The sequence below is a fragment of the Streptomyces sp. 351MFTsu5.1 genome (assembly GCF_000383655.1).
Lineage (GTDB): Bacteria > Actinomycetota > Actinomycetes > Streptomycetales > Streptomycetaceae > Streptomyces > Streptomyces griseorubiginosus.
This window is the reverse complement of record NZ_KB911775.1, coordinates 732,666-755,617: the sequence shown is the minus strand read 5'-3', so window position 1 is coordinate 755,617 and position 22,952 is coordinate 732,666. Positions and strand designations below refer to the sequence as shown.

At 72.1% G+C, this 22,952-nt stretch carries 19 protein-coding genes; 13 read left to right on the top strand and 6 right to left on the bottom strand.

Features of this window, described 5'->3' with window-relative positions; all coding sequences use genetic code 11:
* From H295_RS0103380 to H295_RS0103365, 4 genes are all read left to right on the top strand, one after another.
* The coding region (locus H295_RS0103380) for a nuclear transport factor 2 family protein (protein ID WP_020133938.1) at positions 1–273 on the top strand (273 nt) is incomplete at its 5' end.
* 35 nt (positions 274–308) lie between these two features.
* Positions 309–689 (top strand): nuclear transport factor 2 family protein, encoded by a 381-nt coding sequence (locus H295_RS0103375; RefSeq protein WP_020133937.1) that lies wholly within the window; start codon positions 309–311, stop codon positions 687–689.
* A 136-nt stretch (positions 690–825) separates the two neighbouring features.
* Complete coding sequence (locus tag H295_RS0103370) at positions 826–1,980, top strand: ABC transporter substrate-binding protein (protein WP_020133936.1); 1,155 nt, start codon at positions 826–828, stop codon at positions 1,978–1,980.
* A gap of 155 nt (positions 1,981–2,135) precedes the next feature.
* Entirely contained in the window at positions 2,136–2,837 is a 702-nt protein-coding gene (locus H295_RS0103365; protein WP_020133935.1) for an SDR family oxidoreductase, read from the top strand.
* 94 nt (positions 2,838–2,931) lie between these two features.
* On the opposite strand, the gene H295_RS0103360 is transcribed toward H295_RS0103365, so the two are convergent.
* Positions 2,932–3,501, bottom strand: coding sequence for a TetR/AcrR family transcriptional regulator (locus H295_RS0103360; protein ID WP_020133934.1), 570 nt, complete (start codon positions 3,499–3,501; stop codon positions 2,932–2,934).
* Positions 3,502–3,707: 206 nt separating this feature from the next.
* Here H295_RS0103360 and H295_RS0103355 point away from each other — a divergent pair, with 206 nt between their 5' ends.
* The 3 genes from H295_RS0103355 (at position 3,708) to H295_RS0103345 (ending at position 6,662) form a co-directional block, all read left to right on the top strand.
* Positions 3,708–4,577: an alpha/beta fold hydrolase gene (locus H295_RS0103355; protein WP_020133933.1), complete on the top strand. Its 870-nt coding sequence runs from the start codon at positions 3,708–3,710 to the stop codon at positions 4,575–4,577.
* A gap of 78 nt (positions 4,578–4,655) precedes the next feature.
* Entirely contained in the window at positions 4,656–5,390 is a 735-nt protein-coding gene (locus tag H295_RS0103350; protein WP_020133932.1) for an NADPH-dependent F420 reductase, read from the top strand.
* A 96-nt stretch (positions 5,391–5,486) separates the two neighbouring features.
* Positions 5,487–6,662: a pyridoxal phosphate-dependent aminotransferase gene (locus tag H295_RS0103345; protein ID WP_020133931.1), complete on the top strand. Its 1,176-nt coding sequence runs from the start codon at positions 5,487–5,489 to the stop codon at positions 6,660–6,662.
* 71 nt (positions 6,663–6,733) lie between these two features.
* Here H295_RS0103345 and katG read toward each other — a convergent pair whose 3' ends face one another.
* Together katG and H295_RS0103335 are read right to left on the bottom strand one after the other, a co-directional pair.
* Entirely contained in the window at positions 6,734–8,947 is a 2,214-nt protein-coding gene (gene katG, locus H295_RS0103340; protein ID WP_020133930.1) for a catalase/peroxidase HPI, read from the bottom strand.
* 24 nt (positions 8,948–8,971) lie between these two features.
* On the bottom strand, positions 8,972–9,427 hold the full coding sequence (locus H295_RS0103335; RefSeq protein ID WP_020133929.1) for a Fur family transcriptional regulator: 456 nt from the start codon (positions 9,425–9,427) through the stop codon (positions 8,972–8,974).
* A 286-nt stretch (positions 9,428–9,713) separates the two neighbouring features.
* Here H295_RS0103335 and H295_RS0103330 point away from each other — a divergent pair, with 286 nt between their 5' ends.
* The 5 genes from H295_RS0103330 (at position 9,714) to H295_RS0103310 (ending at position 16,717) form a co-directional block, all read left to right on the top strand.
* On the top strand, positions 9,714–13,805 hold the full coding sequence (locus H295_RS0103330) for a molybdopterin-dependent oxidoreductase (protein ID WP_234021562.1): 4,092 nt from the start codon (positions 9,714–9,716) through the stop codon (positions 13,803–13,805).
* A gap of 48 nt (positions 13,806–13,853) precedes the next feature.
* A complete protein-coding gene (locus H295_RS0103325; protein WP_028809005.1) occupies positions 13,854–14,465 on the top strand; it encodes a hypothetical protein in 612 nt (203 codons plus the stop codon).
* Positions 14,466–14,507: 42 nt separating this feature from the next.
* Positions 14,508–15,218, top strand: a complete 711-nt coding sequence (locus H295_RS0103320) for a YcnI family protein (protein WP_020133926.1) — start codon at positions 14,508–14,510, stop codon at positions 15,216–15,218.
* 66 nt (positions 15,219–15,284) lie between these two features.
* The gene (locus H295_RS0103315) at positions 15,285–15,926 is read left to right on the top strand and encodes a hypothetical protein (RefSeq protein WP_028809004.1); all 642 of its coding nucleotides are present in this window, start codon (positions 15,285–15,287) and stop codon (positions 15,924–15,926) included.
* Between the two features lie 215 nt (positions 15,927–16,141).
* Positions 16,142–16,717, top strand: a complete 576-nt coding sequence (locus tag H295_RS0103310; protein WP_043216989.1) for a sigma-70 family RNA polymerase sigma factor — start codon at positions 16,142–16,144, stop codon at positions 16,715–16,717.
* Positions 16,718–16,812: 95 nt separating this feature from the next.
* Here the strand turns inward: H295_RS0103310 and H295_RS42715 are convergent, their stop codons facing one another.
* Both H295_RS42715 and H295_RS0103300 read right to left on the bottom strand, forming a co-directional pair.
* Positions 16,813–19,932, bottom strand: coding sequence for an FAD-binding and (Fe-S)-binding domain-containing protein (locus tag H295_RS42715; RefSeq protein ID WP_020133923.1), 3,120 nt, complete (start codon positions 19,930–19,932; stop codon positions 16,813–16,815).
* A 58-nt stretch (positions 19,933–19,990) separates the two neighbouring features.
* Positions 19,991–20,473, bottom strand: a complete 483-nt coding sequence (locus H295_RS0103300; RefSeq protein ID WP_020133922.1) for a MarR family winged helix-turn-helix transcriptional regulator — start codon at positions 20,471–20,473, stop codon at positions 19,991–19,993.
* Between the two features lie 87 nt (positions 20,474–20,560).
* On the opposite strand from H295_RS0103300, the gene H295_RS0103295 reads away from it, so the two are divergent.
* Positions 20,561–21,076 carry a YceI family protein gene (locus tag H295_RS0103295; RefSeq protein WP_020133921.1) on the top strand — a complete coding sequence of 172 codons (516 nt, stop codon included), beginning with the start codon at positions 20,561–20,563 and terminating at the stop codon, positions 21,074–21,076.
* Here H295_RS0103295 and H295_RS0103290 read toward each other — a convergent pair.
* The gene (locus H295_RS0103290) at positions 21,057–22,760 is read right to left on the bottom strand and encodes a hypothetical protein (RefSeq protein ID WP_020133920.1); all 1,704 of its coding nucleotides are present in this window, start codon (positions 22,758–22,760) and stop codon (positions 21,057–21,059) included. The two genes, H295_RS0103295 and H295_RS0103290, sit on opposite strands and share 20 nt — an antisense overlap.
* Positions 22,761–22,952 lie beyond the last annotated feature (192 nt).

Sequence of the window (22,952 nt, the reverse complement as noted above, 5' to 3'; positions counted from 1 at the left end):
CTCGCCGGCACCTACCGCACGCCCGAGGGTGTCACCTCGAACGTGATGGAACAGCTCGGCAAGGAGTGGGACGGCTGGGCCGCCCACGACGACACCTACGTCACCGACGGCGAGAACGTCGTCGTCCTGGCCCGCTACACCGCGACCAACAAGGCCACCGGCAAACCCATCGACGTCCGCGTCGCCCACCACTTCGTCGTACGCGGCGGACTCATCGTCCGCTTCGAACAGTTCGTCGACACCGCGCTCGTCCGCGACGCCATGAACCACTGAGTCGTACCGCACCCACCATGAGGCAGGAGACAGACATGTCCGCTGCGGACAACAAGGCACTCGTGACCGCCTTCTACGAGCAGGCGTTCAACGACTACCAGCCCGAGGAGGCCGCCGCCGCGCACCTCGGTGAGAGCTACACCCAGCACAACCCCGAGGCGCAGGACGGCCCGGGTGCCTTCGTCGGCTATGTGCACTGGCTGCGTGGGCAGTTCCCCGACCTGCGCCTGGACATCAAGCGCGTGGTCGCCGAAGGGGACCTGGTGGTCACCCACAGCAACCTGCACCTCAAGCCCGGCGACCGGGGCATGGCCGTCGCGGACTTCTGGCGCGTCGCCGACGGAAAGATCGTCGAGCACTGGGACGTGATCCAGGAGGTGCCCGAGAAGAGCGCCAACGACAACACCATGTTCTGACCTCCCCCCACAGCAGCACGGCGTCCCGGTACGGCACGGGCGTCGTACCGGGGCGCCGTGCTGCTGCGCTGCCGTGGTCCAGCTGCACTCCACAGACAACCGAACAGAACAGAACGGACAGAGAGGCTCCCCCACCATGACCAGCCTTCCCAGCCGACGCCGCCTGCTTGCCACCGGAGCGGGCGCCGCGCTCGGTCTCGGTGTCGCCGCTACCTCCGTCGCCCCCGCTCAGGCCGCCACCGGCCAAGCCTCCGCGGGGCGCGTGACGAAGGGCGGCGCCGAGGAGAAGCGGACTCTTGACGAGCTCTACCAGGCAGCCCTCGCGGAGGGCGGCAAGCTCGTGCTCTACGCCGGTGGTGACATCTCCAGCCAGGCGGACGGCATCCGCAACGGCTTCAAGAGCCAGTTCCCGGGCATCGACCTGACCGTGGTCGTCGACTACAGCAAGTTCCACGACGTCCGCGTCGACAACCAGTTCGCGACCGACACCCTGATACCCGACGTCGTACAGCTCCAGACCGTGCAGGACTTCGTGCGCTGGAAGGAGCAGGGCCGCCTGCTCGCCTACAAGCCGGCCGGCTTCTCCAAGCTCTACGCTCCCTTCAAGGACCCGCACGGCGCGTGGGTCGCCGTCCAGGTCAGCGCGTTCAGCTACATGTACGGCCCCGCAGCGGTCGGCTCCGACATCCCCAGCGGTCCCCTCGACCTGGCCGACCCCCGCTGGAAGGGGAAGATCGCCTCCTCGTACCCGCACGACGACGACGCGGTCCTCTACCTCTACACCCTCTACGTGCAGAAGTACGGCTGGGACTGGCTCGCTCGACTGGCCACCCAGAACCTTCAGTTCGCCCGCGGCAGCTACACCCCGAGCGCGGCCGTCTCCAGCGGCCAGAAGGCCATCGGCATCGGCGGCTCCGGCGCGCCGCTGTCCACCGGGCCGGTCAAGTGGGTGCTCCCTGACGGGTCGACGCCGTTCATGTCCTGGGGACAGCGGGCCGCGATCCTCAAGCAGGCCAAGAACCCCACCGCCGCCAAGCTGTACCTGAACTGGCGGCTCTCCGTCGAGCAGCAGAAGGCCGCCACCAACGGCTGGTCGGTCCGCACCGACGTCACCCCGCCGGCCGGGCTGAAGCCCGTCTGGGAGTACCCCAACGGCAACCTCGACGGCTTCCCCAAGTTCATGGCCGACCGCGCGGCGATCGAGCGCTGGAAGCAGACCTTCGCCCTGTACTTCGGTGAGGTCAAGGGCGACCCGAGCCCCGGCTGGCTCGGACTCCACCCGGGAGCCTGACCTCCGACCGGTGCCGCCGGCCCCGCGCTCCCGCGCGACGGGCCGGCGGCACCGGCCGTTCCCGGCGCGGGTCCGTACGGGCGGGCTTGCCTCGCGAAACCGATCGGTTTACGCTTTGTGAAACCGATCGGTTTCATTTCTGTGGAGGTTCAGCCATGACCGCTCTGAAGGGCGCCAACGTCTTCGTCACCGGCGGCAGCCGCGGAATCGGCAAGGCCCTGGTGGAGGAGCTGTACGCGCGCGGCGCCGGCAAGGTCTACGCCACGGCCCGCGACCCGCGTACCGTCACGCACCCGGACGCGGTCCCGGTGGCGCTGGAGGTCACCGACCCGGCGTCGGTGGCCGCGGCCGCCGCGCAGGCCGGTGATGTCACCGTGCTCGTCAACAACGCCGGCGCCTCGGTCGGCGCCTCCTTCCTCGACTCGCCGGTCGACGACGTGCGCCGGGAGTTCGAGACCAACTTCTACGGCCCGCTCCTGCTGGCCCGGGCCTTCGTGCCGGTCATCGAGCGCAACGGCGGCGGCCACCTCCTGAACGTGCATTCGGTGCTCTCCTGGATCGCGCTCGGCGGCTCGTACAGCGCCTCCAAGGCCGCCCTCTGGTCGCAGACCAACTCCCTGCGCCTGGAGCTCCAGCCGCGCGGCATCGCGGTCACCGGTCTGCACGTCGGCTACGTCGACACGGACCTCGCGTCCGGCGTCGACGCCCCCAAGTCCGACCCCCGTGTCGTGGCCGCGCTCGCCCTCGACGGCGTCGAGAGCGGGGCGTACGAGGTTCTCGCCGACGACATCTCGCGTCAGGTCAAGGCGGGGCTGGCGGGCGACCTGGAGGGTTTGTACGCGCAGCTCGCGAAGTGAAGTGGGGGCGTCCGGCGACGGGCGCTCGGTGTGTCGGTGCCTGGCCGGCTGCCCGGCGCACCGGGGTGACCGCCTGGCCGGCTGTCCGGATTCCTCAGCGCACGCCCGCCGCGTCGAGCAGGGTGGTCACGGTGGGCGTGACGAGCCCCGTCAGGGTGTCCGCCTGAATGCCCGCGCGGGCGCTCGCGCCGTCGAAGACCAGGCTGAGCTGACGGGCCAGCAGCTCGGGGTCGCTCGCGCCGCCCCGTTCGGCCTCGGCGCGGAAGAAGGCCGTCAGATCCGCCTTGACCTGGTGGGCCACGCGGCTCGCCGGGTGTCCCTGGTCCTTGAGTTCGACCTGCACGGCCAGGTACGGACAGCCGTAGAAGCCGGGCGTCGCCGCCTGCTTCTCCACCTGGGCGAAGACGTCCAGGATCCGCTCGCGCGGTGAACGGCCGTCGTCCGGCGCGGGCAGGAGGGTGGCCACGTAGCCGGCGGCTCGCTCCTTCAGGCTCTCCGCCAGGAGTTCGTCCTTGCTCCCGAACAGCTGGTACATGGAGCGCTTCGACACCCCGGCCGCCTTGCACAGCGCCTCGACACCGATGCTGACGCCGTTCTGGTAGGTGAGCGTGGCCGCCGCCTCCAGCAGCCGCTCCCTGGGACTCGGTTTCACTTCGGTGGTCATACCGCGAGGTTACCCGGATCGGGCGCAATGAAGACCGATCGGTTTCCGAGCTGCGCGCTGCCGCACCCGTGTCCGTAGCCGCGGGGCCCGCTTGCGTGAGGAAACCGATCGGTTTACGCTGTTGGAAACCGATCGGTTTCGTGCTGTCCGCTGAGACTGGCCGTTCCGGTGATCCCTTGATCCCTCACGCCCAAGGAGTCGGCGAGATGCCCAGCCGAGAGTCACGTCCCACGATTCACATCCCGGGGACCACCAGCCACGCGATCCCCCCGCGCGGCGGGCACGAGGGGCGGCTGCGTTACCTCAAGGCGGGCACCGGCGCCCCCCTGATCCTGCTGCACACCGTGCGGACCCAGGCCGAGCACTTCCGCGGGCTCGTTCCGCTGCTCGCGGACCGGTACACCGTGTACGCCCTCGACCTGCCCGGGATGGGCTACTCGGAGATCGTGCCCGGGGCGTCCTACGACGAGCCCGCGATGCGCGCGGGTGTCGAGCGGCTGCTGACCGGACTCGACCTGAGGGACGTGACCTTGCTCGGCGAGTCCATGGGCGCGGTGCTCGCCCTGACCGCGGCGGCCGATCTCCCCGAACGCGTCCGCCGGGTGGTCGCGGTCAACGCCTACGACTTCCGCGGCGGCATCGCCCGCTCAAGCCTCCTCGCCCGCGTGGTGGTCAGCGGTGTCCTCGCGCCCGGAGTGGGCCCCGTGATCGCCGGAGTGGAGCCCAGGCCGGCCCTGCGCGCGATCCTCCGGGGCGGCCTCGGTGACAGGAGCGCGCTGCGGGACGACTACGTGGACGAGCTCCTCCAGGTGGGCGCCCGCCCCGGCTACCCGGCCGTCGCCCGGGCCGTCTACCAGGCCCTGCCGAGCCTCATCGCGGCCCGCTCCCGCTACCCCGAGGTCAAGGCGCCCGTCCACCTCGTCTACGGCGAGAAGGACTGGTCCCGCCCCTCGGACCGGGAGGCCGACCGGCGACTGCTCCCGGCCGCCGACTTCACCCAGGTCCCCCGGGCCGGCCACTTCATCGCCCTCGAGCGCCCCGACGTACTGGCCGACCTGCTGAACGCGGCGTACTGACCCCCGCACCCACCCACTCGAGGAGCAGCGCGGGGCGGAGCCGTCCTGGGACCGGTGTGCCTCCCGGAAGGACCCGGCATGAAAGTCGCCGTGATCGGAGCCGGCGCGATCGGCGGCAACCTCGCCCGCCGACTCGGCGAGGCCGGGCACGACGTCCAGGTCGCCACCGCCCGCGGGCCCGAGACCGTCGCGCCCGAGGTGCTGGAGACCGGCGCCCGGGTCGTGGCCCTCCGGGACGCCGTCAGGGACAGGGACGCCGTCGTCCTGGCCATCCCCTTCGGGGCGGCGGGACAACTGGCCGGACTGTTCGCCTCCGTCCCCGCGAGGACCGTGGTCGTCGACACCTCCAACTACTATCCGCACCTCAGCGGCCGGATCGAGGCGGTGGAGGGCGGTGCCGTGGAGAGCGTCCACACCTCCGAGCTGCTCGGACGCCCCGTGGTCAAGGCCTGGAACGCCGCCCTGGCCGGAACCCGGCGGACCAAGGGGGTCCCGGCGGGCGCTCCGGGACGTATCGCCATCCCGGTCGCGGGCGATTCCGAGGAGGCGAAGCAGGTGGCCATGCGCCTGGTGGACGACACCGGATTCGACCCCTACGACGCGGGAGCCCCGACCGACTCCTGGCGGCAGCAGCCGATGGGCCCCGCCTACTGCACCGAGCTGACCCTGGACGAGCTGCCGGCCGCCCTGGCCGCGGCCGATCGCGCCCGGGACACGGCGGTCCGGGAGAGCCTGGGGGAGCGCTACGCCGCGCTCGGCCCGGACCCCGCCCTGGAGGACGTGGTCGGGATGAACCGCGCCGCCCACCGGTGACCCACACCTCCGGAACCCGGCCTTCCTGCCGGGCAAGTGGTCGCGGGGCCCTCGTATAGTGCGACGTGCTTCGACGACCCCCGGGAGGCCGACCGTATGAGGATCTCGCAGCGGGCTCGGTCCGTCGCGCCGTTCTACGCCATGGAGTTCGGCAAGCATGCCGCGGCGCTGGAGGCCGAGGGGCGGCACGTCGTCAAACTCAGCCTGGGGGAACCGGACTTCGGGGCGCCGCCGGCCGTGATCGAGGCGATGCGGGACGTCGTGGGCACCAGGCCCATGAGCTACACCGGGGCGCTCGGGCTGCCCGAACTGCGGCTCGCCATCGCGCGGTTCTACGCCGAACGGCACGGCGTCGACCTCGATCCGGCCCGGGTCGTCGTGACCGCCGGGGCGTCGGCCGCGCTGGTGCTGGGCGCCGCCGCGCTCGTCGATCCCGGGGACGAGGTCCTGATCGCCGACCCCTCCTACCCCTGCAACCGCCAGATCGCCGAGAGCTTCGGCGCCCGGGTCGGTCTCGTGCCGACCAGCGCGGAGTCGCGGTACCAGCTGGACACGGCCACCGTCCGGTCGTACTGGACCGACCGCACCCGCGGGATCATGGTCGCCAGCCCCTCCAACCCGACCGGCACCTCCGTACCGGCCGACGAGCTGGCCGCGATCTGCGCCTTCGCCCGGGAGCGGGACGCGTGGCGGATCGTCGACGAGATCTACCTCGACCTCGGCGACCACGACGAGCACGGGCGGCCGCCGCGCAGTGTGCTGTCGTACGACCCGGAAGCGGTCGTGATCAACAGCTTCTCCAAGTACTTCGGGATGACCGGCTGGCGGCTGGGCTGGTGCGTGGTGCCCGAGGCGCTGGTGCCGGCCCTGGAGCGGCTGGCCCAGAACTACATGATCTGCGCCTCCACCCCCGCCCAGCACGCCGCGCTCGCGTGCTTCACGCCCGAGTCGCTCGCCGTGTGCGAGGAGCGGCGGGCCGAGTTCGGGCGGCGGCGGGCCCTGGTGCTGGAGGGCCTCGCCCGGATCGGGCTGCCGGTGCCGGTGCCGCCCGACGGGGCGTTCTACGTCTACTTCGACGTCAGCGGCACCGGGCTCACCTCGTGGGAGTTCTGCGGACGGGCGCTGGAGGAGGCCCATGTCGCCCTCACCCCGGGCCGGGACTTCGGGATGGGCACCGCGGACACGCATGTACGGCTGTCCTACGCCGCCTCCGCCGAGGAACTGCGCGAGGGCATCGCGCGGCTGGGGAAGTTCCTGGCCACGCTCGCCTAGACGAGGCAGGGGCGTCCAGACGTGGCACAGGGGCCGGTCCACCAGGACCGGCCCCTGTTTCACTCAGTCGCTCAGACCAGGTCGAAGCGGTCCAGGTTCGAGACCTTGACCCACGCGTCGACGAAGTCCTTCACGAACTTCTCCTTGGCGTCGTCGCTCGCGTAGACCTCGGCGAGGGCGCGCAGCTCGGAGTTGGAGCCGAAGACCAGGTCGGCACGGGTGCCGGTCCACTTCAGCTTGCCGGTCTCGGCGTCCCGGCCCTCGAACGCCGTCTGGTCCTCCGAGGTGGACTTCCACGTCGTGCCCAGGTCGAGCAGGTTGACGAAGAAGTCGTTGCTCAGGACGCCCGGGCGGTCGGTGAAGACGCCGTGGGCGGTGCCCCCCTGGTTGGCGCCGAGGACGCGCAGACCACCGACGAGGACGGTCATCTCGGGGGCGCTCAGGGTGAGCAGGTTGGCGCGGTCGAGCAGCAGGTACTCGGCCGGCAGGCGGTTGCCCTTGCCGAGGTAGTTGCGGAAGCCGTCCGCGACCGGCTCGAGGGCGGCGAAGGACTCGACGTCGGTGTGCTCCTCGGTCGCGTCCACGCGGCCCGGGGTGAAGGGCACCTCCACCGCGACGCCGGCGTCCTTGGCCGCCTTCTCGACCGCCGCGGCACCCGCGAGGACGATCAGGTCGGCCAGCGAGACCTTCTTGGCGCCGGCGTTGAACTCGGCCTGCACGCCCTCCAGGACCCGCAGGACCTGCGCGAGCTGCTCGGGGTCGTTGACCTCCCAGCCGCGCTGCGGCTCCAGGCGGATGCGGGCGCCGTTGGCGCCGCCGCGCTTGTCGCTGCCGCGGAAGGTGGACGCCGAGGCCCACGCCGTGGAGACGAGCTGCGAGACCGTGAGGCCGGTCTCCAGGACCTTGGCCTTCAGGGCCGCGATGTCGGCGGCGTCGATGGCCTCGCCCTCGGCCTGCGGCAGCGGGTCCTGCCACAGCAGGGTCTCCGACGGGACCTCCGGGCCGAGGTACAGGGACTTCGGGCCCAGGTCACGGTGGGTCAGCTTGTACCAGGCACGGGCGAAGGCCTCCGCGAACTGGTCCGGGTTCTCGTGGAAGCGCTTGGAGATCTCGCCGTAGATCGGGTCGAAGCGCAGCGAGAGGTCCGTGGTGAGCATGGTGGGGAGCTTCTTGGAGTCGCTGTGGGCGTCGGGGATGATCGCCTGCGCGTCCTTGGCCACCCACTGGTTGGCACCCGCGGGGCTCTGGGTGAGCTCCCACTCGTAGCCGAAGAGGATGTCGAAGAAGTCGTTGCTCCACTGGGTGGGCTTGGTGGTCCAGGTGACCTCGAGACCGGAGGTGATGGCGTCGCCGCCCTTGCCGGTGCCGTAGGTGGACTTCCAGCCCAGGCCCTGCTCCTCCATGGAGGCGGCCTCGGGGTCGTTGCCGACCGCGTCGGCCGGGCCGGCGCCGTGGGTCTTGCCGAAGGTGTGACCACCGGCGATGAGGGCGACGGTCTCCTCGTCGTTCATCGCCATGCGGCGGAAGGTCTCACGGATGTCGCGGGCCGCGGCCAGCGGGTCCGGGTTGCCGTTGGGGCCCTCGGGGTTGACGTAGATGAGGCCCATCTGGACGGCGCCGAGCGGGTTCTCCAGCTCGCGGTCGCCGGTGTAGCGCTGGTCGTCAAGCCAGGTGGTCTCGGGACCCCAGTAGACGTCCTCGTCGGCCTCCCAGACGTCGGCGCGGCCGCCGCCGAAGCCGAAGGTCTCGAAGCCCATGGTCTCCAGGGCGACGTTACCGGTGAGGATCATGAGGTCGGCCCAGGAGATGGACTGGCCGTACTTCTTCTTCACCGGCCACAGCAGACGGCGGGCCTTGTCCAGGTTGCCGTTGTCCGGCCAGCTGTTCAGCGGCGCGAAGCGCTGCTGGCCACGACCGCCACCGCCGCGGCCGTCGCTGATGCGGTAGGTGCCGGCGCTGTGCCAGGCCATCCGGATCATCAGCGGGCCGTAGTTGCCGAAGTCGGCGGGCCACCAGTCCTGCGAGGTGGTGAGCACCTCGGCGATGTCCCGCTTCACGGCGTCCAGGTCGAGGGCCTGGAAGGCCTGGGCGTAGTCGAAGTCCGCGCCGAGCGGGTTCGCCACGACCGGGTCCTTGGCGAGGATCTTCAGGTTCAGTCGCTCCGGCCACCACTGGCGGTTGCCGCCGCCCTGGGTGGGGTGCGCGGCGCGCCCGTGCGCGACCGGGCAGCCACCGGTGCCCTCGGGCTTGGAGTCGGTGACGATTGCGTCGTGGTTCTCAGACATTTCAGTCCTTCCGAACTGGGTGGATCACGGTGCTGAAGTGAGCCCTTGGGTGGAACTGGCGGAACAGGCGGGGCACAGGCCCCAATAGATGACCTCGGCCTCGTCGATCGAGAAGCCGCGGTCGTCGGAAGCTGTCAGACAGGGCGCGTGACCGACGGCACAGTCGACGTCGACGACGGTCCCGCACGACCGGCAGACCAGGTGGTGGTGGTTGTCCCCGACCCGCCCCTCGAACCGGGCCGGGCTGCCCGGCGGCTCGATGCGGCGCACGAGACCCGCCGCGGTGAGCGAGTGCAGGGCCTCGTAGACGGCCTGGAGCGATATGTGGCCGAGGCGGTCGCGCACTCCTGTGGCGATCGCGTCGACGGGGAGGTGGTCACCGGCCCGAACGGTCTCGAGCAGTGCGACGCGCGCGGCCGTCACCCGCAGGCCGGCACCGCGCAGCTCGTCGGCGGTGTTCGGAAGCTGGGGGGCGGTCATGGGGACCAACCTACCCTCATAAACCTGAATGGTTCAAGAAATGGAACCGTTCCAGATCTGTGTCGTGTCGGATCCGGGCTCCGCGGCGCCCCGCAGACGCTCACAAGGCTTCCCCGTCGGCTGTGCGGGCGGTGTAACTCCTGGTGAACGGCTCGGGAGACATCTGCGTAATGGCCGTTTCGTACGGTCGACGGAGATCGAGTCGTCGAGCTCAGGAGGCGTGCCCGTGGTGCGGACGGTCTGCTCGTACTGCGGTGTGGGCTGTGGCCTGGTCCTCGACATCGGCATGGGCCCGGACGGCCGCCGTACGGTCCTGAAGGCCTCCGGCGACAAGGAGCATCCCGCCAACTTCGGCAAGCTCTGCACCAAGGGCGCGACCACCGCCGACCTGCTCGCCGCGCCCGGTCGGCTGACCACGGCCCTGGTACGGCCCGAGCGGGGCGAGGAGCCGGTGCCCGCGGCCGTCGGCACGGCGATCACCGAGACGGCCCGGCGACTGCGGGAGATCGTCGACGAGCACGGCCCCGACGCGGTCGCCCTCTATGTGTCCGGGCAGCTGAGCCTGGAGGCGCAGTACCTGGCCAACAAACTGGCCAAGGGCTTCCTGCGCACCAACCAGATCGAGTCGAACTCCCGGCTGTGCATGGCCAGCGCCGGCACCGGCTACAAGCTCTCCCTCGGCGCGGACGGCCCGCCCGGCTCGTACCAGGACTTCGAGAACGCCGACCTCTTCTTCGTCATCGGCTCCAACACGGCCGACTGCCACCCCATCCTCTTCCTGCGCATGATGGAGCGGGTCAAGGCCTCGGGCGCCAAGGTGATCGTCGTCGACCCGCGACGCACCGCCACCGCGGCCAAGGCCGACCTGTTCCTCCAGATCAGGCCGGGCACCGACCTCGCCCTCCTCAACGGCCTGCTGCACCTCCTGCACGCGAACGGCGACACCGACCCCGGCTTCATCGCCGCCCACACCGAGGGCTGGGAGGCGATGCCGGAGTTCCTCGCCGACTACCCGCCCGCCGCGGTGGCCGAGACGACCGGCCTCGCCGAGGAGGACATCCGGGAGGCCGCGCGGCTCATCGGGGCGGCCGGCGAGTGGATGAGCCTGTGGACCATGGGCCTCAACCAGTCCACGCACGGCACCTGGAACACCAACGCCCTGGTCAACCTCCACCTCGCGACCGGCGCGATCTGCCGCCCCGGCAGCGGCCCCTTCTCCCTCACCGGACAGCCCAACGCCATGGGCGGCCGCGAGATGGGCTACATGGGCCCCGGACTGCCCGGCCAGCGCTCCGTCCTCGTCGACGAGGAGCGGGCCTTCGTCGAGGACCTCTGGGAGCTGCCCCCGGACACCCTGCGCGCCGACGGCGTCGGCAAGGGCACCGTCGAGATGTTCCGGAAGATGGCCGACGGCGAGATCAAGGCCTGCTGGATCATCTGCACCAACCCGGTCGCCTCCGTCGCCGGCCGCCGCACCGTCATCGAGGGCCTGGAGGCCGCCGAGTTCGTCGTCACCCAGGACGTCTTCGCCGACACCGAGACCAACGCGTACGCCGACGTCGTGCTGCCCGGCGCGATGTGGACCGAGGGCGACGGCGTCTTCGTCAACAGCGAGCGCAACCTCACCCTGACCCCGGCCGTCGTGGACCCGCCCGGCGAGGCCATGGCGGACTGGCGGATCATCGCCGCCGTCGCCCGCGGGATGGGCTACGAAAAGGGCTTCTCCTACGACAGCGCCGAGCAGGTCTTCGAGGAGATCAAGCGGGCCTGGAACCCGAAGACCGGCTGGGATCTGCGCGGGGTCTCCTACGACCGGCTGCGCGAGACCCCGGTGCAGTGGCCCTCGGCGAGCGAGGACGGGCCCGACCGGAACCCGATCCGGTACGTGGGGGAGGACGGCACCCTCCGCTTCCCCACAGCGAGCGGGCGGGGTGTCTTCTTCGCCCGGCCGCACCTCCCGCCGGCCGAGATGCCGGACGACGACTACCCCTTCGTCCTGAACACCGGGCGGCTCCAGCACCAGTGGCACACGCTGACCAAGACGGCCAGGGTGGCGAAGCTGAACAAGCTCAACCCCGGGCCCTTCGTGGAACTGCATCCCGAGGACGCCGCGGCGCTGGGCGTGGCCGACGGCGACTCCGTCGAGGTGGCCTCCCGGCGCGGGCGGGCCGTGCTGCCCGCCGTCGTGACGGACCGGGTACGGCCCGGGTGCTGCTTCGCGCCCTTCCACTGGAACGACCTCTTCGGGGAGTACCTCAGCGTCAACGCGGTGACCAGCGACGCGGTCGATCCGCTGTCGTTCCAGCCGGAGTTCAAGGTGTGCGCGGTGTCGCTGACGAAGGTGGCGGTGCCGGTTGCTCTGCGGTCTCCGAGGGCCGGGGGCGCTTCTGCCGAGGTGACCGCGGTGGCTGGGGTGGCGGCGGTGGCTGCGGTGGCTGGGGATGCTTCCGTCGAGTCTGCGGCCGCATCCGTCTTCGGTCTCGCCCCCGCCCCGCCGCCCGTTCTCAGCGCGCAGGAACGCCTGTACCTGGTCGGATTCCTCGCCGGGATCCCGGCGGGATCGCCCGGGGTGCCGGTGCTGCCCCCCGACGCGCCCTTCAGCCCCGAGCACGCCTTGTGGGTCAACGGCACACTCGCCGGGATGTACTCCCGGGCGGCCGCCACACAGACAGCCACCACACAGCCCTCGACCGCACCCTCGTCCACCACGGACCTGCGCCGTGAGGTCGTCATCCTGTGGGCCTCGCAGACGGGGAACGCCGAGGAGTTCGCGGCCGCCACCGCCGAACGCCTCAGCACCGTCGGGCACAGCACCTCCCTGGTCGGCATGGACCAGGCCGACCTCGGCCGACTGCCGCCCTCCGCCGACCTGTTGCTGATCACCAGCACCTTCGGCGACGGCGACGCCCCCGACAACGGCAGCGGCTTCTGGGAGACCCTTGCCGACCCCGGCACCCCCCGCCTGGAGGGGCGCCGGTACGCGGTCCTGGCCTTCGGCGACTCGTCGTACGACGACTTCTGCGGCCACGGCCGCCGGCTCGACCAGCGCCTCGACGAACTGGGCGCACTGCGGCTCGCGCCCCGCACGGACTGCGAACCGGACTTCGAGGACGCGGCCCACGGCTGGCTGGACGAGGTCCTGACGGCACTTGCGGGACAGGACGGCGCTCCTCCGGAGGCAAGCGGTCTTCTCGCCGTGCCCGCCGCCGTGCCCTCCGCCCCGCCCGCCCCGGCCCCCGTCGCCCCGCGACCCCGCAAGCCCGCCCCCGTCCTCGCCCGTCTCACCGGCAACCGCCTCCTGAGCCTGCCCGGCGCCGGCAAGGAGGTCCGGCGGTTCACCTTCGACACCCGGGACAGCGAGACCCCGTTCCTGTACGACGCCGGCGACGCCCTCGGCATCCGGCCGCTCAACTCGGCGGACCTGGTCGAGGAGTGGCTCACGGTGACCGGCCTCGACGCGACGGCCGCCGTGGAGGTGAACGGCGTGGGCGAGGTCCCGCTCGGCGAGGCCCTCCTGCGGCACCTGGACATCACCAGGATCACCCCCGCCCTGCTCCGCTTCGTCGCCGAACGCACCCGTGACCCGCGGGAGTTGAAGAAGCTCCTGCGCCCCGACAACAACGACGAACTGGCCAAGTGGAACTGGGGGAGGCAGGCCGTCGACGTGATCACCGAGTACGGCGTGCAGGCCGCCCCGCAGGACTGGGCGCGCATCCTCGGACGCCTCCAGCCGCGGCTGTACTCCATCTCGTCCAGCCCCCTCACCGATCCGCACCTCGTCTCGCTCACCGTCTCCGTCGTGCGCTACGAGAACCTGCGCGGCAAGCCCCGCCAGGGCGTCTGCTCACCCTTCCTTGCCGACGCCGCCGCGGGCACCCCGGTGCCGGTGCACGTCCAGCGCGCCCCGCACTTCCGCCCGCCCGCCGATCCCGCCACGCCGATGGTCATGATCGGCCCCGGCACCGGCGTCGCCCCCTTCGTCGGCTTCCTGGAACAGCGCCGCGCCCTCGGCGGACGGGGCCCCACCTGGCTGTTCTTCGGCGAACAGCACCGGGCGACCGACTTCTACTACGAGGACGAGCTGGCCGCGTTCCTCGCCGACGGCACCCTCACCCGCCTGGACACCGCCTTCTCCCGTGACCAGCGCGCCAAGGTCTACGTCCAGGACCGGATGCGCGAGCACGGCCCGCTGCTGTGGTCCTGGCTCCAGGACGGCGCCCACTTCTACGTGTGCGGCGACGCCTCCCGCATGGCCAAGGACGTCGACCGGGCGCTGCGGGACATCGCGGCCCTGCACGGCGGCCTGGACGAGGCGGGCGCGGCGGCCTACGTGAAACAGCTCGCCGCCGACAAGCGGTATGTGCGGGACGTCTACTGACCGGACCGCCGGACGGGCCGTGGCACACACGTGGGAGTATCGGTCGCCATGAGGGCATCCCCTGCGGTCCGCAGCCTGCGCGCGGCGGTGTTCGCCGCGCTGTGCGTGCTGCTAGCCGCCGGGGGACACACCCTGGCCACCGGCATGACACCGCCGGTGTGGGCCCAGGCGATCGGGTTCCTGCCGGTGTTCGGGGCCGGCTGGCTGCTCGGCGGCCGGGAACGCCCGCTCGGAGCCATCGGCGCGGCAACCCTCACCTCCCAGGCCGGACTGCACCTGGCCTTCGGCGCGGCCGGCTCCCACGCCACGGCGACCCGGCAGGGCATGACCCCCCTGGCCATGCGGGGCATGCGGATGATCCACACCACCACCCCGCCGCCGCACGCCGTCACCCCGCACGCCACCGCCGCCCACCTCTGCGCCGCCGTCCTGCTGACCTGGTGGCTGCGGCGCGGCGAGGCCGCCCTGTGGTCGCTGCTGCGCCGCTCCGTCGCGCTGGTGCCGGGTCTCGCCGCCTGGTGGCAGGGCTACGGCGAGCCGGCCGCCCCGGACCCCGCGTGCCCGGCCCCCGACCACGGCACCCGCACGCCCCGCCGCCTCCTGCTCCGCCACACGGTCCACCGGCGCGGACCGCCCACGACGATCCCGTACGCGATCTGACACCTCTCTTCTCTCTTCCTCTGGTACGGAGATCCCTCACCCATGTCCCGAGCACACACCGCCCTGCGCCGCGCCGGCCTCGGCACCGCCCTCGCCGCCGCCGCGCTCCTGACCGCCGCCGGAGTCGCCTCCGCGCACGTCACCGTCCACCCCGACAGCTACGCCAAGGGCGCCACGGACGGCGTCATCGCCTTCCGCGTCCCCGACGAGAGCGACACCGCGAGCACCACGAAGGTCCAGCTGTTCCTGCCCACCGACCACCCGCTGCTCGGCGTGCTGGTCTCCCCGCACGACGGCTGGACCGCCACGGTCACGAACACCAAGCTCAAGACGCCGGTCAAGACCGACGACGGCACGATCACCGACGCGGTCTCCGAGATCACCTGGACCGGCGGCAAGGTCGTGCCGGGCCACTACGAGGACTTCGACGTCGCCTTCGGCCAGCTCCCCGACGACACCGCCGAGCTGACCTTCAAGACCCTCCAGACGTACTCCGACGGCAAAGTCGTCCGCTGGATCGAGGAGGCCGCCAAGGGCGACGAGGAACCGGAGAACCCGGCGCCCGTCCTCAAGCTCACGTCGGCCACCGCCTCCGGCACGGCGACCAGGAGCCCGGCCGCCACCCCGGCCACCACGAAGGCCTCGGCGAGCGACTCCACGGCACGCGGTCTCGGTGCCGCCGGACTCGTCGTGGGCGTGCTCGGCCTCGCGGCCGGGGCGTTCGCCGTCGTACGGAGCCGCGCCGTCAAGTGAGCAGTCACCTGTGGATTTCCGTACCCACAGGTGGTTCCCGGTGCCCGGATGGGAGGATGAGGCGCCATGACAGCAGGGTGGTGCTCCCGCACGCTACGGGCCGCGGTGTTCGCGGCCGTCTGCGTGCTGCTCGCCGCCCTGGGCCACGTCCTCATGTCCGGCGCCCACGTGCCCGGCTGGACGCTGGCCGCGGGCCTGGTCGTGACCGGGTGCGCGGGCTGGTCTCTGGCCGGCCGTGAACGCGGACTGCCCCTGATCGTCGCCGTCGCCGTCCTGGCCCAGACGGCCCTCCACACGGCCTTCTCCCTCGCGCAGCCCACTTCGGCGGCGCCGGACATGGGCGCGATGCACATGGAGTCCATGCACACGAGCGGCATGGACTCCATGGACACGGCTCAGTTGGGGGCCTCTTCCGGCGTCGGTGCCCTCGCGTACTGGCTGCCGTTCGGCATGTACGCCGCACACCTGCTCGCCGCGCTGGTCACCGGCCTCTGGCTGGCGTACGGCGAACGGGCCGTGTTCCGCATCCTGCGGGCCGTGGCCGGGCGGCTTGTCGCCCCGCTGCGGCTGCTGCTCGCCCTGCCCGCGACCCCGCACCGGCCGCGCGTGCGGATGCGCCGGGCCCGGTCTGAGCGGGCGCCGCGGCTTGTCCTTCTCGTCCACGCGATCACGCATCGCGGTCCGCCTCCGGGGACGGCTGTCGCCTGACGACAGCTGGTGACCCGGGGCCGCCCTGTGCGCCCTGGGCCTCGGTCGTCGGCCCCTGCCGGGCGCCGTACGGCCGCCTCCCTCACCGGAGAGCCGCGCACCCCTGTGCGCCCGAGCGCTCCGGATCACGGCTGACCCGAGAAGGACACCTGGTGATCACTTCCACGCTGCCTGCGCGTGCGCCTGCCTCCGCGCCTGCCTCTGCCTCTGCTTTTGTGCCTGCTCCCGCCCCCGACGACCTCCGCGCCCGGCGCGAGTCCGCCGACGCCTCCGCCACGGCCTGGGCGCTCGCCGCCCGCGCGGGCGACGCCGACGCCGTCGACCACTTCGTGCGCGCCCTGCACCGGGACGTGCTGCGCTATGTCTCCCACCTGTGCGGCGACCCCCAGGCCGTGGACGACCTGGCCCAGGACACGTTCCTGCGGGCGCTCGGCAGTCTGCACCGGTTCGAGGGGCGGTCCTCGGCGCGGGCCTGGGTGCTGTCCATCGCCCGCCGCGCGGTGGTCGACGGCTTCCGGCACGCGGCGGTGCGGCCCCGCCGGTACGACGGTGCCGACTGGCAGGCGGCGGCGGAGCGTGCGCAGCCTCGCGGTGTGCCGGGCTTCGAGGACGGGATAGCGCTGGTCGATCTGCTGGGGGCCTTGTCCGACGAGCGGCGGGAGGCGTTCGTGCTCACGCAGATGCTGGGGTTGTCGTACGAGGAGGCCGCTGCGGTGAGCGGGTGCCCGGTGGGGACGGTGCGGTCTCGCGTGGCGCGGGCCAGGGGGGTGCTGATGGAGCTGGTGGTCTGAGGCCCGTGGGCGGCTGCGGGTATACCGTGGCTGGTCGCGCCCACGCGGCGGTAGCCGCAAATTCAGCACAGCCCCGCGCCCCCGACCAACTCCGCTCACCGTTGCTTGCGCAGCAACCTGGCTGCCGTGCCCGCCGCCGCCAGGCCTGCCAAGCCTGCTCCGGCCAAAGTCAGTGCCCTCGTCCTCCCGCTCGGCGGTGCCGGCCTCGCCCCCGGGGCCACGCCGTACGCGCTGCCCGGGGCTCCCGGGATCGCGCTCGCCAGGAGTTCCGCCAGGTGGACCGCCTCGTGGCCGCCGCTGTCGAACTGGTGGATCTGGGTGCGGCAGCTGAAGCCGTCCGCCAGGACCACCGTCTCCGGGGGCTCCTCCCGCAGGCGCGGGAGGAGTACCCGCTCCGCACAGGCCTCGCTGACCTCCAGGTGGCCCGGCTCGAAGCCGAAGTTGCCGGCGAGGCCGCAGCAGCCGGAGTCCAGCTGCTCGGCGTCGACGCCGGCGCGCCGCAGGAGTTCCCGGTCGGCCTGCCAGTCCAGGACCGCGTGCTGGTGGCAGTGGACCTGGGCGAGGGCCTTCGCGGAGCGGTCCGGGACGTGCGGGGGCTCGTAGCCGGGGGAGTGCTCGGTGAGCAGTTCGGCGAGCGTCACCGTCCGGTCGCGCAGCCGCCGTACGTCCTGGTCGCCGGGGAACATCTCGGGAGCGTCCGAGCGGAACACCGCCGTGCAGCTGGGCTCCAGGCCCACCACCAGGCCGCCCGCCCGCACGTGCTCGGCGAGCGTGCGCACGGTCCGGCCCAACACCTTCTCCGCGGTCGCCAGTTGGCCGGTCGAGATCCAGGTCAGGCCGCAGCACAGCGGCTCCTCGGGGAGGATCACCCGCCAGCCCGCGTGCTCCATGAGGGTCACGGCCGCCCGGCCGATGTGCGGGTGGAAGTGGTTGGTGAAGGTGTCCGGCCACAGCAGGACGCTGCCGCGCGCCCCGTCGCCGCAGGGCTCGTGCCGGGCGAACCACTGCTGGAGGGTCTCCCCGGCGAACAGCGGTACCTCGCGGTTCTCCACCCCGGCGAGTGCCACGGCGGCCCTCGACAGCGGCGGGGTGTGCGTCAACGCGTTGACGAGCGGCCCGAGTCGGGCGCGTCCGACCAGGTGCGCGACGGCGGGCAGCCAGCCCATCGACAGGTGCGCGCGGGGCCTGCGCCACCACCGGCCCTCGTAGTGGTGGGAGAGGAACTCCGCCTTGTAGGTGGCCATGTCGACGTCCGCCGGGCAGTCCTTCTTGCAGCCCTTGCAGGCGAGACACAGGTCGAGGGCGTCCCGGACGGCCTCGGAGCGCCAGCCGTCCCGGACCGGGCTGTCACCGTGTCCGTCGAGCATCTCGAACAGCAGCCGGGCCCGTCCGCGCGTGGAGTGCTCCTCCTCGTGGGTGACCTGGTAGGACGGGCACATCACCGCGCCGCCGTCGGTGGTGTGCTGGCGGCATTTCCCCACCCCGACACAGCGGTTGGCCGCCTGGGCGAAGGACCCGCCGTCGTGCGGGAAGCGGAAGTGCAGCTCGCGGGGGTCGTACGGGGCCCACTCGCCGCCCAGCCGCAGGTTCTCGTCGAGCCGGTACGGCGCCACCACCTTGCCGGGGTTCATCCGGTCCAGCGGGTCGAAGACGGCCTTCAACTCACCGAAGGCGGTGACGAGTCGGTCCCCGAACATGCGGGGCAGCAGCTCGCCCCGGCTCTGTCCGTCGCCGTGCTCCCCGGACAGGGAGCCGCCGAACTCGACGACCAGGTCGGCGGCCCGCTCCATGAAGCGCCGGTAGGTGGCGACTCCCTCGGCGGAGTACAGGTCGAAGGGGATCCGGGTGTGCACGCAGCCGTGCCCGAAGTGGCCGTAGAGACTGGGCCCGGTGTCACTGAGGTAGCCGAACTCGTCGTACAGGCCCCGCAGTCGGCGCAGGTAGTCGCCGAGCCGTGCGGGCGGGACCGCGGAGTCCTCCCAGCCCTCGAAGGTGTCCGGGCGGCCCGGGATGTGCGCGGTGGCGCCGAGTCCGGCCTCGCGGACCTGCCACAACTCCTGCTCGTGGGCCGGGTCGTCGAGGAAGGCGACGTCCGGGTCGTGCTCGGAGTGGTGCAGGCCGTCGAGCATGCGGTGGGCGTTCCGGTCGGCCTCCTCGTGACTCTCCCCGCCGAACTGTGCCAGCAAGTAGGCGTTTCCGTGGGGGAGTTCGGCGCGTGCCTTGGGGTTGAGGCGCTTGATCCGCTCGTCCTCGATCAGCCGGGCGTCCAGGCCCTCCAGCGCGATCGGCTCGTACGGCAGGATGGCCGGGACGGCGTCGGCGGCCGACTCGATGTCGGGGAACCCGAGGACCACCAGGGTGCGTTCCCTGACGACCGGTACCAGTTCCAGCTCCGCGCGCAGCACCGTGACGAGGGTGGACTCGCTGCCCACCAGCAACCCGGCGACGTCGAAGCCGTGTTCCGGGAGCAGGGAGTCGAGGTTGTAGCCGGAGACCCGGCGCGGGATGTCCGGGAAGCGGGCGCGGACCTCGTCGCCGTAGGTGTCGCGCAGGGCCCGCAACCGCCGGTACACGGTGGCCCGCAGATCTCCCTGCCGTTCGATCTCGGCGTACTCCTCGTCGCTGGTCTCCCCGCACCAGAACCGGGTGCCGTCGTACAACTGCACTTCCAGGCGGGCGATGTTGTCGACGACCTTGCCGTACGCCTGCGCGGTGGCCCCGCAGGAGTTGTTGCCGATCATGCCGCCGACGGTGCAGTTGGCGTGGGTGGCCGGCTCGGGGCCGAACCGCAGCCCGGTCGGGGCGAGTTGCCGGTTGAGTTCGTCGAGGACGATGCCCGGCTGGACGACACAGGTGCGGGCGTCCTCGTCCACGGACTCCAGGCGGTCGCAGTACTTCGACCAGTCGATCACCACGGCGGTGTTGGTGCACTGGCCGGCCAGGCTGGTCCCGCCGCCCCGGGACAGTACCGGCGCGTCGTGCTCGCGGGCCACCGCCATCGCCTCCGCCGCCGCCTCCGGGGTACGGGGCACGACCACGCCGATCGGGGTCTGGCGGAAGTTCGAGGCGTCGGTCGAATAGGCGGCCCGGCTCCCGGCGTCGAAGCGGACCTCGCCGTCGACCCGCTCGCGCAGCGCGCTCTCCAGGGCGGTGGTGTCCGGAGGGGGCGCGTCGGGTCGCCGTACGACAGGAACGGGCAGGTCGGAGGTCGCCATGAACCCCTCCTTCGGTCGGGCGCGGGCACCGGCCGGGTACCCACGACCGCACCGGTGACTACTCCGGCTTCGCCTCCCCGGCGAGATCCGGCATCAGGGCGCACAGCGCCCCGCGCTGGTCGGGGCCCATGAACCGGTCCAGGGCCGCCCTGACCGTCTCGGCGAGGGTGCCGGACGCCTCCCCGAGGAGGATCCGGGCCTTCTCGGTGAGAGCCACCTTGACGCCCCGCTTGTCGCCGCAGACCGACTTGCGGGTGACGAGACCGACGTGCTGGAGGCAGGCGATCTGGTAGGTGAGGCGGGTCTTGGGGCGGCCCAGCAGCTCGGCGATCCGGGTCATGCGCTGACCCTCCCGGGGGCCCGTGGCCAGCAGGCACAGGACCAGGAACTCGTCGTGCGAGACGTCCAGCCGCTCCTTGACCACGCCCCGCAGTTCCTGCTCCACGGCTCCGGTCGCGGCCAGCATCAGCATCCAGGCGTGCAGCTCGGCGGGCAGGAGTCCGTCACCTGCGGCGGAGGGGCAGTCGGATTGGTCGGCCATGGATTCGAGTCTACCCGTTGTCCAAATTTGAATAATCGGCTAGCGTGCTGTCATCCAAATTTGGACTACCTGAGTGAGGAACGGACCATGACCGTCGCCGTCGAAACCGGAACCTGGCAGCTCGACCGGACCGCCACCACGGTCGCCCTGAAGCACAGGACGATGTGGGGTCTGGTCACGGTCAAGGGCGCTTTCGCCACCGTGGACGGTCAGGGCGAGGTACGGGCCGACGGGTCCGCCGTCGGCACCGTGACCCTCGACGCGGCCTCCCTCGACACCAAGAACGCCAAGCGCGACACGCACCTGCGCGGCACCGACTTCTTCGACGTCGACAACCACCCCGAGATCACCTTCGCGGTGCGCAGCGCCGAACTGCGCGACGGCGACCAGGTCCACGTGGTGGGCCAGCTGACCGTGCGCGGCATCAGCCGCCCCCAGTCGTTCACCGCCACGATCAGCGAGGCGAGCGCCGACGCGGTCACCCTGCGCGCCGAGTTCTCCGTCGACCGCGACCAGTTCGGCCTGGGCTGGAACCAGATGGGCATGATCCGCGGCCTGACCGCGGTCGACGCCACGCTCCGCTTCAAGCGGTCGGCAGCGTGAGGTAGGCGCTCGACAGCGTCTGCGGCGCCGAGGTGAAGACGCGCAGCCGGACCTGCTGGTGCCTGTGCGGCAGCGCGTACGTCCCGTCCGGCGGCCGCAGTTCGTAGACGGCCGTGGCGTGCGCGGGCAGCGTGGCCGGCCCCCGCAGCACCGTGAAGTACGGGTACATGCCCTGGCCCCGGGTCAGGGTGAAGTGGGGCGTGAGCGCCTCGCCCTCCGTGTTGGTCACCCGCAGCGTCAGCCGGGAGAGCGCCCGGGTGTCGTGCCGGACCCCGGCGAGCTCCAGGCGCAGGGGCGGCGAGCCGGTGACCGCCAGCGCCGCGCTCGCCAGCGCCGGGGTCAGCAGCAGCACGGCCGCGGCGATCCGCACGGGACGCCGGTTCGCCCCGCCGAGCCGCCGTGCGAACGGCTGCCAGGCCCCCGCGAACTCCGTCGCGGGCGCGGTCACCGCCGCCGCAAGCCACAGCGGGGTCATCATCAGGTAGTAGCCGTCCTGCGAACGCGTCGCCAGCCAGAACGCCAGCCACGGCAGCACGGTCGCCGCCGGACCGAGCCGGCGCACGAACAGCACCGACAGCGCCAGCAGACCGGCGAGCAGCAGCACGCTGGCGTACCCGTACCAGTCCAGCCGGTCGCTGCCGTTCGTGAGATACAGCGAGACGCCCACCAGGCCCTGGCCGTGCAGCACCGCTCCCTGGATCAGCGGCAGCGCGATCCCCTTCAGCCATGCGACCGGCTGGGTCACCACGAAGTACGCGTCGATCAGCAGCCATACGGCGCCGGCGACCCCGGCCAGCCGCAGCACCACCAGGCCCGCCGCCCGCGCCCCGAGCTCCCCGCGCCGCACGGCGTAGATCCCGGCCAGCAGGAACGGCGCGAGGAACCACGGCAACTGCTGCGCCGCGCACGCCGCCCCCAGACAGGCCGCCTGCGCCACCCCGGCGGGGCCCAGCCGCCCGCCCCGCCCGATCCGGGGCCAGCGCACCACCACCGGGATCATCAGAGCCAGCGCCAGGATCGCGGGATAGCCGAGCCGGCCGTACATCTCGATCATCGAGAACCCCAGGCACGCCATGGTCGCCGCCGAGCGCCAGGGCGTCGGCAGCAGCCACCACAGCACGACCGTGCCGACGAGCAGCGCGCCCGTGCTCATCGCGATGGCCGGCAGACTGCCGTGCCCGAGCCAGAGCAGGGGAGCGGTGAGCAGCGGAGCGAGCGGGGGATAGCCGTACGTGTAGTCGTAGCCGCCCGTGACGGTCGGGGTGAGCGCGATGCCCTTGCCGCCGAAGAGCCAGGGCCACGGACGGCCGTAGATCCCGTGCCCGGCCGCCAGGTCGCGCGCGGCCTGGGTGGTGAGGACGGACTCGTCGGAGCCCCGGTGGAACAGCGCGAACGTGCACAGGGCGAGCGTCAGGCCCGTCACCAGGACGCACAGGTCCACGCGGGCCAGGGACCGCCGGCCGCGCACCACCAGGGCCAGCGCGCCGCACACGAGGATCGAGGCGTAGCAGAGCGAGATGACCGCGGCCAGGGCGATCCGGTGGGTGGCCGCCTGGGTCCACACCTCGCGGGTGCCGATGAGGAGGCTGACGTCCGCGAGCAGGGTCAGGACGCGATGCCATTGCGCGGGGGGCTCAGGCTCGGCGGGCACCGCTGGCCGGGTGGCCCGGTCGGGTGCCGGCATCTGAGTATCTGCCAGGAACACGGCATCGGACGCTAATCGGGGCCGGTGAGGGGGGTGGGGCAGGAGGCCAAGAGTCCGGTGTGAGGCGGGTAAGACCCCTTTCGTCACGAAGAGTGAGGGCCTGCGGGGCCGCCGGGGCGGTCGCGGACCGTGTCGTTGTTGGGCCGGACGGGTGACTTGGCGTAAGAATTG